Here is an 11,178-nt window from a genome sequence, read left to right on the forward strand (position 1 = left end):
GCGCGCATTCTGCAACCTTGTGAGCCCAGGCGCCCATGACACTCCCTGTCAACTTTGACAGTGTCGGCGTCGACAGCATCCTGGCCGACTGGCTCATGGCGCTGCGTGAGCAGGGTGTCGAGGTCGTTCTGGTGCTCGGGCCCGACCCCCTGGGGCCCAGTGAGCGCCGTGAGTTGCTGGCCGTTCACCCGCCGCGCATGCTGGCTCCCGCCGAGGCGCTGGCCGCCAGCACGGACTTCGGTGCGAGTTGGCGGGAAAGCGACGCGCCCCTTGTTGCCTGGCAGGATATCTCCAAGTCGGCCGCGGAACATGCCAGCCGCTGGCGCCGGTTGTTTCTGGCCCACGGTCAGCAGAGCCTGGTGCGGGTGGCCTTCCCCTTGCCAGCCGGCCGGGCCTTCGAGTGCTTCATGTTCAGCCCGCGCGCCTACGACAGCCGGCTGGAGGCCGCCACGCTGGCCTGGTCGGTGTTCAACGTCTGGCCCATGCTCAAGCGCGCCCTGGCCGAGCAGCGCGTCAGCCTGAGCCCGCGCGAGCTCGAAAGCCTGAACCTCGCCTTCGAAGGCCTGACGGCGCGAGAGACCGCGCTGCGCATGGACTGCTCTGAGCGCACGGTGAACTACCACCTGGCCAATGCCATGGCCAAGCTGCAGACGGACAACAAGCTGGGTGCGGTGCAGCGGGCCTGCTGGTTGGGCTTGATCTGATCCAGCCCCGCCGCGCTGCGGGCGGGTCAAGCCGTTGTCATAATCGCGCCCCATGGCCTTTCTCGCCCTGGATGTCGGCAACACGCGCTTGAAGTGGGCGCTGTACGACGAGCCGCGCGTCGGCGCCCGGCTCATCACGCACGGTGCGCAGTTCCTCGAGAACATCGAAACCCTGGACGAGGGCGATTGGAGCCGCTTGCCAGCCCCGCGCTGGGTGCTGGGCTGCATCGTGGCCGGCGACGCGGTCAAGCGCCGCGTCGAGGAACAACTGGAAATGTGGGACGTGACGCCCCAGTGGGTGGTGTCGGGCAACGCCGAGGCCGGCGTGGTCAATGGCTACGATCACCCCGCGCGGCTCGGCTCCGACCGCTGGGTGGCCATGATCGGCGCCCGCCAGCGTTTGCTGGCGCACGGCCGGCCGCGGCCCTGTGTGGTGGTCATGGTGGGCACGGCTGTCACGGTCGAAGCCATCGACACCGAGGGCAAGTTCCTCGGCGGCCTCATTCTGCCGGGGCACGGCATCATGCTGCGCGCGCTCGAATCGGGCACCGCTGGCCTGCACGTGCCCACCGGCGAGGTGCGCGACTTTCCCACCAACACCAGCGACGCGCTCACCAGCGGCGGCACTTTCGCCATCGCGGGCGCGGTGCAACGCATGGTGGAGAACCTGCGCCAGCATTGCGGTGAAGCGCCCGAGGTCTTCATGACCGGCGGGGCGGGTTGGAAGATGGCGCCGTCCATGTCCACCGAGGTCGAGCTGGTGGAAAGCCTGATCTTCGACGGCCTGCTGCACATCGCGAACAAGCGCCTGGCGGTGGCCTGAGCCCTAATCGGGCTCAGGACCCCAGGGCAGCATCAGGGTCAGGGCCAGCAACTGCTCGAAGGCTGGGGTGAAGCCGTCGATGATGGCCTGCGGGTCGGGGCACAGCGCGGTGTCGGCGATCACGCCGAACTGCACGCCGCCGCCGTAGCTCAGCACCGACACGCCCAGGCCCACCGTACCCGACTGGGGCACCCAGAACATGGTTTGCTCCAGCGTGCTGCCGCAGAAGCGGAGCTTCTTCCCCGGGCCCGGCACGTTGGTCATCACGGCCGTGGTCTTTCGGCCGAAGAGGTTGAGCAGGGCGTCCTGCGCGGGCTTGATCAGCAGTCCGGCCACCGACAGCAAGGCAAACGTGAGCAGTGGCTGCAGACTGCCCTTGAGCCCGCGCATGCGCGCGCGCACCGCATACAGCCGCTCGAGCGGGTTCGTCAGGCCGATGGGCAGCAACAGCGGAACCAGCCCGAAGCGGTTGCCGAGTTTCCAGGCGTCTTCCATCGGACGCAGGTTGATGGGCACCATGGCGCGGATTTCCTGGCCTGTGGTGTCGTCGCCGTGGCCGCGCAAGTACTGGCCGATGGCGCCGGCCACGCAGGACAGCAGCACGTCGTTGACCGAGGCGTCGAAGGCGCGGCCGATGGCCTTGACCGCGTCCAGCGGGATCGGCTCGCACCAGGCCACGCGCTTCACGGCGCCAGGTGTGCCCTTGAGCCGCGTGGGCGAGTCGTCGGGCATGAGCGCCAGCGCGGCAGCGTCGCTGGCGAGCTGTGCGCCGACGTGGGCCAGCTCCACCGCCTGGTCCACCGTGCCGGCCAGGGTCTGCTGCGGCGTGGCCATGAGCGAGAACGACTTCGCTGCGCCACCGCCGGCCACCTCCAGCGCGCGCGCGGTGATATCACCCAGCGGGCGGATGAGCGTGTCGGCCAGCCAGTCCTCGGCGCCGTTGGCCGGGGCCTTGGCGCGCCGGGCGCGCGGCGCCGGGGCCGCGCCGCCGTCCACCAGGCTCATCATGACGCTGATGAGGGCGATACCGTCGGCGATGCAGTGGTGGATGCGCGCAATCAACGCCGAGCCGCCGGCATAGCCTTCGATCAGCTCGAACTGCCACAGCGGGTGGCGGTGATCCAGTGGCTGCACGGCGAGCTGGCCCACCCGGGCCTGCAGCGCTTCGCGCTCGCCTTGCCCGCGCCGGCGGCTCAGGCGGTGCGTGGTGACGTGGCGTGCGAGGTCGAAGTCGGCGTCGTCGATCCAGGCCGCGCCGGCCGCGTCCTCGCGCGCGATCTGCCGGAAGCGCCGGTAGGGCAGCAGGCGCTCGCTCACGCGTTGCGCCAGGGCCTCGCGCGCCAGGCCGGGCTGCAGCACCCACACGCCCACGATCATCATGAGGTTGGCCGGCGAATCCATGCGCAGCCAGGCGGTGTCGACCTTGCTCATGCGCTCGCCCTGAAGCCCGAGCGTGCTGCTCAGGGCCTGCGTGACGGCCGCGACGCGGTGGTCCATGGTGTCTCCTCGGGTGGGATCTCTATTGTGGGCAGGCCACGCTCCGTAAGATACCGGGAGAAACCGCCATCCCCGCGGTGCCTATCCTCAGGAGACCCCATGTCCGACCTCAAAGCCCGTTTCGAGACCGCCGTCGCCAATTCCAAGAAGCTCAGCGAGCGCCCCGACAACGCCACGCTGCTCAAGATCTACGGCCTGTACAAGCAGGCCACTGCGGGCGACAACACCGAGAAGAAGCCCGGTTTCAGCGACATGGTGGGCCGCGCCAAGTGGGACGCCTGGAACGGGTTCAAAGGCGCGTCATCGGACGACGCGATGCAGCAATACATCGACCTGATCGACAGCCTGAGCTGAACGCTCAGGCGGTTTTCTTTTTTGTGGCCGCCTTCTTCGCGGCGGGCTTCTTCGCCGCCAGCAGCGTGTCCAGGTTCTTCACGATCTCGGCCTCGATGCGGTCCTTGAACGCGCCGAGCAGGAAGCCCAGCTTGGCGTCGAGCACGAAGCGGTCGCTCTCGACCCGCAGGCAGCCGCTGACGCCGGAGCGGGTGAACTGCACGGCGTCCTCGCGGGCGCCTTCTTCGTAGGTGCAGCTCATGTCGAACTCTTCCTCGGCCTGCTCGGCCCATTTCCAGGCGAGCTTGCGCGCGGCCGGCAGGCCCAGGGCGTGTTCGCGTTCGATGTGGATGTCGGCCATGGGGCGGTGTCTCCGGGTGGTCAGCGGGTGATCGTCAGTGCCTGCAGGCGCTGGTGCCGTTCTTCCCTGGGCAGGGCGGCCAGGGTGCGCACCGCATCATAAAAGCGCGCGAAATCGCGGCCCTCGCGCTCGAACAGGGCCTCGAAGCCGGGCACGAGCTGGTCGTAGGCACCTTGCGCGCCCAGCAGGGCGTTGTTGGCGCGCGCCACCCAGGGGTCGTAGGCCGCGAAGCCGCCCCAGAAGGCCTTGAGCGTTTCGTATTCGCGCCGGAAGTCGGCCATCACCTGCGCCTTGCGCACCAGCTTGGCGGCGTCGTCCAGCGTGGCGTCGCCGTAGACGGCCTGCAAGCGCGCCCGCACCGACGCCGTGAGCGCGCGAAAGGCGCGGCGGCGCTGGTCGAAGGCCTCGTACTCCGCGCGCGCCGCGGGTGTGGACGCCTGCGCGAACCAGCGTTGCACACCGATGCGCTCGACCGCCGTGGCGAAGGACTCGTTGAAACTGGTGTCGTCCTTCGCGTAGAGCACCTGGTGCGCGAGCTCGTGGAACAGCAGGCGCGCGAGCTCGCCCTCGGGGTAGCGGATGAAGGTGTTGAGCAGCGGGTCGCCGCCGGCCCAGTTCATCCACCCCAGCGTGGAGTAGGCGGGCACGGGGTAGACGCCCACCTCCAGCCCCTCGCCCAGGCTGGCGGCGAAGGCGCGGGCGTCGTCCTCGCGGTAGTAGCCGCGGTAGCCCACGCAGCCGGCCACCGGGAAGCACCAGGTCTGCAGGGTGAGCGAGAGCGGTGGTGCGGCCACCACGTTGTAGACGGCGGCATTGCGCTCCAGGTCGGCGTAGCGGTGGTAGCTTGCGTTGTCGGGCAGGCCCAGTTCGCTCACCGCGAAGGCGCGCAGCCGGCGCGCCAACTCGAGCCGCTGGCGCAGCGCCGCCGGCGTGCCCTCGTCGGCCAACCAGTCGTCCACGGGGCGCGCGCGCCACATCAGGTCGACGTGGCCGGTGACCGATTGCCAGTAGTAGCCCGCGCCCTGCGTGCGCGCGCATCCGGTGGCCAGCGCCGTCGCCGCCAGCAGCAGCGCCAGGCCGACCGCGCGCATCAGTGGCGGGCCTCCAGCGGTGCCACCTGCACGTGGCAGTCGTAGAAGGTGGGCGCGCGGCCCAGGTCGGTCAGGCGCTGGCTGGTCACTTCGTTGACGTTGGTGCCGAAGGGGCCGAGCTTGCGCCACCAGATGCCCAGGCCGTTGACCACGCCCGGGCGGGCGCGCGTGGACACCTCGGCCACGCAGCGGTATTCGCCGCGCTGGTTGAACACGCGCACCATCTGCCCGCTGGCGATTCCGCGCGGCGCGGCGTCGTCGGCGTGGATCTCCAGCCGCGGCTGGCCCTCGATGTCGCGCAGGCTGGTGACGTTGACGAAGCTGCTGTTGAGGAAGTTGCGCGCAGGCGGCGAGATCATCGCCAGCGGGTAATCGGGGTGCGTGCCACCGGGCTCGGCGTTGGGTACGTGGTCGGGCAGCGGGTCCAGGCCCATGGCGGCCAGGCGGTCGCTGTGGAATTCGCAGCGGCCCGAGGGCGTGGGAAAACCGCCGTCGGCGAAGGGCGCTTCGGGCACCGGCACCGTGACCCAGCCCACGTCGAGCAGTTGCTGGAAATCGATGCGGTCGCCGAAGGCCGTGCGGCACAGCGTGAGGTCGTCCTCGGCGAAGCAGGGCTCGTCGAAGCCCAGGCGCGTGGCCAGGGCGCGGAACACATCGGTGTTGCTGCGCGCCTGGCCCTGCGGGGCGATGGCGGGGCGGTTGAGCAGCACGTCGGTGTGGCCGTAGGCGGTGTGGATGTCCCAGTGCTCGTGCTGGGTGGTGGCCGGCAGCACGTAATCGGCGTAGTCGGCGGTGTCGGTCTGGAAGTGCTCCAGCACCACGGTGAAGAGGTCCTCTCGCGCGAAACCCTTCACCACCTGGCTGGAGTCGGGCGCGATCGCCACCGGGTTGCTGTTGTAGACGATCAGCGCCTCCACCTTCGGCCCGAAGTCCGGCGAGGCCTCGCGCAGCAGGTCGTCGCCGATCGTGGTCATGTTGATGGTGCGCGGCGCACGGCCGGCCAGCAGGTCGGGGCGCTGTAGCTCCGCCTTGCGCACCGGGAACTGGCCCGAGCTGGACAGCAGCACGCCGCCCGCGCGGTGCCGCCAGGCGCCCACCAGTGCCGGCAGGCAGGCCACGGCACGCGCCGCGTTGCCGCCGCCGCGCACGCGCTGCATGCCGTAGTTCAGGCGGATCGCGGCTGGTTTCGTGGTGCCGTAGGCGCGCGCGAGGTCAACGATCTGCTGCTCGGGAATGCCGCAAACCTCGGCCGCACGCGCGGGCGGCCATCGCAGGGCGCGCTCGCGCAGGCCGTCCCACCCCAGGGTGTGGCGTTCGATGTAGTCGTGGTCCAGCCAGTCGTGCGCGATGAGTTCGTGCATCAGCGCCAGCGCCAGCGCCGCGTCGGTGCCGGGGCGGATCGCCAGGTGGTCGTGACACTTCTCGGCGGTCTCGCTGCGGCGCGGGTCGATGCAGACCAGGCGCGCGCCGTCGCGCTTGGCCTGCTGGGCCAGTTTCCAGAAGTGCAGGTTGCTGGCGATGCTGTTGCTGCCCCAGATGAGGATCAGCTTCGCCTCGGCGAAGTGCTCCACCTTCATGCCCACCTTGCCGCCCAGGGTCTGCGTCAAGCCCTCGCTGCCGGCGGAGGCGCAGATGGTGCGGTCCAGGAAGGACGCGCCCAGGCGGTGAAAGAAGCGCGCGGCCATGCCCTCGCCCTGCACCAGGCCCATGGTGCCGGCGTAGCTGTAGGGCAGGATGGCCTGCGGGTCGCGCGCGGCAATGGCCTTCAGGCGGGCGGCGATGTCGTCCAGCGCCTCGTCCCAAGACACGGGCTCGAACTGCCCACTGCCCTTGGGGCCGGTGCGGCGCAGGGGCTGCAGCAGGCGATCGGGGTGGTGGGTGCGCTCGGCGTAGCGCGAGACCTTGGTGCACAGCACGCCATCGGTGTGGCGGTGCGCGGGGTTGCCCTGAACCCGCACGGCGCGGCCGTTGTCCACGGTGGTGAGCAGGGCGCAGGTGTCTGGGCAGTCGTGGGGACAGGCGCCGCGAACAACAGGTGATGCTTCGGTCATGACGGGGTCTGGTGTGGCGGGGAGATCATAGGCCGCCGCGCTGGCCCCGCTCCGGGCGCCGCTTGGCGGATGCGCCAGCCCGCATATGAACTGCTGTTTATACCCTTGCGGGGTATCAGAGCCCGGTCCACCCACGAGGAAACCGCCATGAGACGTCGCCAACTTCTGACCGCCACCGGATCCGCGGCCGTTCTGCCCGCCCTGAGCCTGCTGCCACTGCGGGCCGATGCCCAGGCCGGCCTGACCGACAGTGCCATCGTGCTTGGCCAGTCGGCCCCGTTCAGCGGGGCGGCAGAGCAATTGGGCCTGCAGTTCCACCTGGGTGCCCAGCTGTTCTTCGAGCAACTCAACGCCAAAGGTGGTGTGCACGGCCGGCGCATCGAACTCAAGCGCCTGGACGACGGCTACGAGCCCGACCGCTGCGTGGCCAATACGAAGCAGTTCGTCGGCGAGGGCGTGTTCGCCCTGTTCGGCTACATCGGCACCCCCACCAGCGTGGTGGCCCTGCCACTGGCCACCGAGGCCAAGGTCCCGTTCTTCGCGCCCTTCACCGGCGCCGAAGCCTTGCGCACGCCCTTCAACCGCTACGCCATCCACGTGCGCGCGTCGTACTTCGACGAGACCGCCGCCATCGTGCGCCAGCTCACGCAGGTGGGCATCAAGCGCATCTCGGTCTTCTACCAGAACGACGCCTACGGCAAGGCCGGCCTGGAGGGCGTCTCGCGCGCGCTCAAGGCGCTCAACATGGAGCCGGCCTCCACCGGCACCGTGGAGCGCAACACGGTGGACGTGGCCGAGTCCATCAAGTCCATCATGGCCGGCCGGCCCGAGGCCATCGTGCAGATCAGCGCCTACAAGTCCTGCGCGGCCTTCATTCGCGAGGCGCGCAAGGCAGGCTTCGCCGGCAACCTCTACAACGTGTCTTTCGTGGGCACGCAGGCGCTGCTAGACGAACTCGGCAAGGACGCGCGCGGCGTGGCCGTGAGCCAGGTCATGCCCTTTCCGTACAGCCCGGTGTCGTCGATTTCCGGCGAGTACCTGGCCGCCGTGCGCGCCAAGCAGGGCCGCGCGCCCAACTACTCGGGCATCGAAGGCTACGTGGCCGCCAAGGTGTTCACCGAGGCGCTCAACCGCGCGGGCCGTGGCGTCACTCGCGAGGGCTTCATCACCGCCATCCAGGGCCTGCGCGGCCTGGACCTGGGCGGCTTCCCGGTCGATTTCGGCCCGAACAAGCACACCGGCTCCAAGTTCGTCGAACTCACCCTGCTGACCGAGGACGGGCGCATCCGCCGCTGAAGGGCCCCCGGGCCTTGCCCGACGGCCGCATGGGGCTGTCGCGCCCGGCGCGTGCGGTGGCGCTTGCTACCGCTACCATGCCCGGTTTCGGAGACCGGTCATGAAACTCATCGATTCCATCGTCACCCAGGCCGCCGGCATCGCGGCCGTGCGGCGCGAGATCCACGCGCACCCCGAACTCTGCTTCGAAGAGGTGCGCACCGCCGACCTGGTGGCTGCCAAGCTCACCGAATGGGGCATCCCCGTTCGGCGCGGCATGGGCACCACCGGCGTGGTCGGCATCGTGCACGGGCGTGATGGCGGCGCCTGTGGCCGCGCCATCGGCCTGCGCGCCGACATGGACGCCCTGCCCATGCAGGAACACAACCACTTCGCCCACGCCAGCCAGCATGCCGGCAAGATGCACGCCTGTGGCCACGACGGCCACACCGCCATGCTGCTGGCTGCGGCCCAGCACTTCGCCAAGCACCGCAACTTCGACGGCACCGTCTACCTCATCTTCCAGCCAGCCGAGGAGGGCGGCGGCGGCGCGCGCGAGATGATCAAGGACGGCCTGTTCACCGAATTCCCCGTCGAGGCGGTGTTCGGCATGCACAACTGGCCCGGCCTGCCCGCCGGCAACTTCGCGGCCAGCACCGGCCCGGTCATGGCCTCCAGCAACGACTTCACCATCACCATTCGCGGCAAGGGCGCGCACGCGGCCATGCCGCACAACGGCATCGACCCGGTGCCGGTGGCCTGCCAGATGGTCATGGGTTTCCAGACCATCATCTCGCGCAACAAGAAGCCGGTGGACGCGGGTGTCATCTCCGTCACCATGATCCACACCGGCGAGGCCAACAACGTGGTGCCCGACAGCGCCGAGCTGCGTGGCACCGTGCGCACCTTCACCTACGAGGTGCTCGACCTGATCGAGCGGCGCATGAAGGAAATCGCCGAGCACCTTTGCGCGGCCTACGGCACCACCTGCGAATTCCAGTTCAACCGCAACTACCCGCCCACCGTGAACCACCCGGCGGAGACCGCCTTCGCGCGCGAGGTGCTGGCCGAGATCGTGGGGCCTGAGCGCGTGCTCGCCCAGGAGCCCACCATGGGCGCGGAAGACTTCGCCTACATGCTGCAGGCCAAGCCCGGCTGCTACGTGTTCATCGCCAACGGAGACGGTACCCATCGCGAGATGGGCCACGGAGAAGGCCCCTGCATGCTGCACAACCCGAGCTACGACTTCAACGATGACCTGATTCCCCTGGGCGCCACCTACTGGGTGCGCCTGGCCGAGAAGTGGCTGGCCCAGCCGCGCGCCACCGGGGGTGCGGCGTGATCGACATCCGCGACGCTTTCTCTCCCTCATACGCCAAGGCCCGCATCAAGTTCCTCGAAGCCGCCGCCACGGCGGGCATGGCCATTCGCAGTCACGAACACCCCCTCAAGGGCCGCGAGGGCGAAACCCTGGCCATGGACACGGCGCTCGACGGCTCGCCCGATGCGCAGAACCTGCTCATCGTGAGCAGCGCCTGCCATGGCGTCGAAGGTTTCTGTGGCTCGGGCGTGCAGGTGTACGCCGCGCACGACGCCGAGTGGCGCGCCAAGGCCCGCGACGCGGGTGTGGCGGTGCTCTACATCCACGCGCTCAACCCGCATGGCTTCTCCTGGCTGCGCCGCGTGACGCACGAAAACGTGGACCTCAACCGCAACTTCCAGGACTTCTCGAAGCCCCTGCCGGTGAACGAGGCCTACGCCGAACTGCACCACCTGCTGCTGCCCGAGCAATGGCCGCCCACGGCCGAGAACGAGGCCGCCGTGCAGGCCTGGATCGCCGAGCACGGCATGACCGCCTTCCAGGCCGCCATCACCATCGGCCAGCACCGCTTCGCCGACGGCCTGTTCTTCGGCGGCACCGCGCCCACCTGGAACAACACCACCGTGCGCCAGGTGCTGCGCGAACACGCCGGCCGCGCGCGCCGCGTGGCCTGGATCGATCTGCACACCGGGCTGGGCCCCAGCGGCCTGGGCGAACGCATCTTCGCCTGCCGCGACGACGCCGCCGCGTTCCAGCGCGCCAAGGACTGGTGGGGCGGCGATGGCGCCACGCCCATCACCTCCATCTACGACGGCTCGTCCACCTCCGCCAAGCTCACCGGCATGATGTGGGCCGCCGTGTACGCGGAGTGCCCGCAGGCCGAGTACACCGGCATCGCGCTGGAGTACGGCACCGTGCCCATCCCCGAGGTGATCGGCTCGCTGCGCGGCGACCACTGGCTGCACCAGCACCCCGACGCGCCCGCCGAGTTGCAGGCCGCCATCAAGCAGCGTGTGAAGGACGCGTTCTACACCGACACCGATGCCTGGCGCGGACAGATCGTGAGCCAGGCGCGCCAGGCCCTGTTCCAGGCGGTGGATGGCTTGGCGGGGTGAGTGCGCTCGGGGTTCTTGGTCTCAAGAATCCCTGACCTGAAGTTTCTGTGACCTACCGCCTTCGCGGTATGGAGTCCCAGGCCTCCTCCTGATGTGATCGCGCGCAGCCGTGCATGGGCACGGCGTCGTTGATTGCATCAGGGAGTGGACGAGTGAAGAAGCAGCAGAGGCACCATCGTGTGGTGTTCAAGCCCGCGCGCGGGCTGCCATGCACTGTGCATTGGGCGATAGCGCTGGCCCTGAGCAGCCCGCTCACCAGCCCACAGGCCTGGTCGCAGATCCTGGCCGACCCTTCTGCCCCGGGCAGCCAGCGCCCCACCATCCTCTCAGTGGGTGGCGGCGTGCCGCTGATCAACATCACCACGCCCAGCGCCGCCGGTGTCTCGCGCAACACCTACCGCCAGTTCGACGTTTCTTCCTCCGGCGCCATCCTCAACAACAGTCGCACCGGTGCGCAAAGCCAGCTCGGCGGCGCCGTCCCCGCCAACCCCTGGCTCGCCACCGGTCCCGCCCGCGTCATCCTCAACGAAGTCAACTCCAGCAACCCCAGCTTCCTCAACGGCCCCATCGAAGTCGCCGGCCAGCGCGCCGAGGTCGTCATCGCCAA

The 11,178-nt window shown here is 69.4% G+C and carries 11 protein-coding genes; 7 read left to right on the top strand and 4 right to left on the bottom strand.

All coding sequences use genetic code 11. The features are described 5' to 3' along the window. Window positions 1–35 precede the first annotated feature (35 nt). Together BN948_RS20635 and BN948_RS20640 are read left to right on the top strand one after the other, a co-directional pair. Window positions 36–704 carry a helix-turn-helix transcriptional regulator gene (locus BN948_RS20635; protein WP_009517086.1) on the top strand — a complete coding sequence of 223 codons (669 nt, stop codon included), beginning with the start codon at window positions 36–38 and terminating at the stop codon, window positions 702–704. 52 nt (window positions 705–756) lie between these two features. Continuing rightward, entirely contained in the window at window positions 757–1,527 is a 771-nt protein-coding gene (locus BN948_RS20640; RefSeq protein ID WP_009517087.1) for a type III pantothenate kinase, read from the top strand. Window positions 1,528–1,530: 3 nt separating this feature from the next. Here the strand turns inward: BN948_RS20640 and BN948_RS20645 are convergent, their stop codons facing one another. Further along, on the bottom strand, window positions 1,531–3,024 hold the full coding sequence (locus BN948_RS20645) for a wax ester/triacylglycerol synthase family O-acyltransferase (RefSeq protein ID WP_009517088.1): 1,494 nt from the start codon (window positions 3,022–3,024) through the stop codon (window positions 1,531–1,533). A 99-nt stretch (window positions 3,025–3,123) separates the two neighbouring features. Here BN948_RS20645 and BN948_RS20650 point away from each other — a divergent pair, with 99 nt between their 5' ends. Beyond that, entirely contained in the window at window positions 3,124–3,378 is a 255-nt protein-coding gene (locus tag BN948_RS20650; RefSeq protein ID WP_009517089.1) for an acyl-CoA-binding protein, read from the top strand. Window positions 3,379–3,382: 4 nt separating this feature from the next. On the opposite strand, the gene BN948_RS20655 is transcribed toward BN948_RS20650, so the two are convergent. From BN948_RS20655 to BN948_RS20665, 3 genes are read right to left on the bottom strand one after another with little or no spacing between them, the layout of a single operon-like run. Next, the gene (locus BN948_RS20655; RefSeq protein ID WP_009517090.1) at window positions 3,383–3,718 is read right to left on the bottom strand and encodes a polyhydroxyalkanoic acid system family protein; all 336 of its coding nucleotides are present in this window, start codon (window positions 3,716–3,718) and stop codon (window positions 3,383–3,385) included. Between the two features lie 20 nt (window positions 3,719–3,738). Next, on the bottom strand, window positions 3,739–4,809 hold the full coding sequence (locus BN948_RS20660) for an aminopeptidase (protein ID WP_009517091.1): 1,071 nt from the start codon (window positions 4,807–4,809) through the stop codon (window positions 3,739–3,741). Beyond that, complete coding sequence (locus tag BN948_RS20665; protein ID WP_009517092.1) at window positions 4,809–6,860, bottom strand: molybdopterin-containing oxidoreductase family protein; 2,052 nt, start codon at window positions 6,858–6,860, stop codon at window positions 4,809–4,811. The genes BN948_RS20660 and BN948_RS20665 overlap by 1 nt, the downstream gene beginning before the upstream one ends. 147 nt (window positions 6,861–7,007) lie before the next feature. Here BN948_RS20665 and BN948_RS20670 point away from each other — a divergent pair, with 147 nt between their 5' ends. From BN948_RS20670 to BN948_RS20685, 4 genes are all read left to right on the top strand, one after another. Next, window positions 7,008–8,156, top strand: coding sequence for an ABC transporter substrate-binding protein (locus BN948_RS20670; RefSeq protein ID WP_009517093.1), 1,149 nt, complete (start codon window positions 7,008–7,010; stop codon window positions 8,154–8,156). Window positions 8,157–8,256: 100 nt separating this feature from the next. Then, entirely contained in the window at window positions 8,257–9,477 is a 1,221-nt protein-coding gene (locus BN948_RS20675) for a M20 aminoacylase family protein (protein WP_009517094.1), read from the top strand. Further along, window positions 9,474–10,571 carry a M14 family metallopeptidase gene (locus BN948_RS20680; protein ID WP_009517095.1) on the top strand — a complete coding sequence of 366 codons (1,098 nt, stop codon included), beginning with the start codon at window positions 9,474–9,476 and terminating at the stop codon, window positions 10,569–10,571. The genes BN948_RS20675 and BN948_RS20680 overlap by 4 nt, the downstream gene beginning before the upstream one ends. Before the next feature lie 215 nt (window positions 10,572–10,786). Then, the coding region (locus tag BN948_RS20685; RefSeq protein ID WP_420319435.1) for a two-partner secretion domain-containing protein at window positions 10,787–11,178 on the top strand (392 nt) is incomplete at its 3' end.

It is taken from the genome of Hydrogenophaga intermedia, from assembly GCF_000723405.1.
In the GTDB taxonomy this organism is placed as follows: Bacteria; Pseudomonadota; Gammaproteobacteria; order Burkholderiales; family Burkholderiaceae_C; genus Hydrogenophaga; species Hydrogenophaga intermedia.